At 43.5% G+C, this 1,162-nt stretch carries 1 protein-coding gene; it reads left to right on the forward strand.

The features are described 5' to 3' along the window. Positions 1–35 precede the first annotated feature (35 nt). Positions 36–1,162 (forward strand): ATP-dependent Clp protease ATP-binding subunit ClpX (gene clpX / locus GMD4S_RS12255; protein ID WP_044130537.1); only part of this gene is annotated, 1,127 nt, incomplete at its 3' end.

Genomic DNA, 1,162 nt, shown 5'->3' on the forward strand with positions numbered 1-1,162 from the left:
TTAGATAGAATGATAAATTAGAATGGAAGGAAATCATGCCTACAAATAGGAAAAATGATATGATGGTTTATTGCTCATTTTGTGGCAAAAGCCAAGAAGAAGTAAAGAAAATAATCGCTGGGAATAATGCCTTTATCTGTAATGAATGTGTGGAATTGGCCCAGGAAATCATTCGGGAGGAGTTGGCTGAGGAAGTCTTGGCAGACTTGTCTGAAGTACCAAAACCAATCGAGCTCCTCAATATCTTGAACCACTATGTTATCGGTCAAGATCGTGCCAAACGTGCCTTGGCAGTGGCAGTTTACAACCACTACAAACGCATCAATTTCCACGATACGCGTGAAGAGTCAGAAGATGTGGATTTGCAGAAGTCAAACATCTTGATGATTGGCCCAACTGGTTCTGGGAAAACTTTCTTGGCCCAAACCTTGGCTAAGAGCTTAAATGTGCCTTTTGCTATCGCAGATGCGACAGCTCTGACTGAGGCTGGTTATGTGGGTGAGGACGTGGAAAACATCCTCCTCAAACTCTTGCAGGCTGCTGACTTTAACATCGAACGTGCAGAGCGTGGAATTATCTACGTGGATGAAATTGACAAGATTGCCAAGAAGAGCGAGAACGTGTCTATCACACGTGATGTTTCGGGTGAAGGGGTACAACAAGCTCTTCTCAAGATTATCGAGGGAACTGTCGCTAGCGTACCGCCTCAAGGTGGACGCAAACATCCGCAACAAGAGATGATTCAGGTAGATACCAAGAATATCCTCTTCATCGTGGGTGGTGCCTTTGATGGTATCGAAGAAATCGTTAAACAGCGTCTGGGTGAAAAAGTCATCGGATTTGGTCAAAATAACAAGGCGATTGATGAAAATAGCTCTTACATGCAAGAAATCATCGCAGAAGATATTCAAAAATTCGGTATTATCCCTGAGTTGATTGGACGCTTGCCGGTCTTTGCTGCTCTTGAGCAATTGACGGTCGATGACTTGGTTCGCATCTTGAAAGAACCAAGAAATGCCTTGGTGAAACAATACCAAACCTTACTTTCTTATGATGACGTTGAGTTGGAATTTGACGACGAAGCCCTTCAAGAGATTGCTAATAAAGCCATCGAACGCAAAACTGGTGCGCGTGGTCTTCGCTCAATCATTGAAGAAACCAT

This window comes from Streptococcus sp. GMD4S (genome assembly GCF_000296955.1).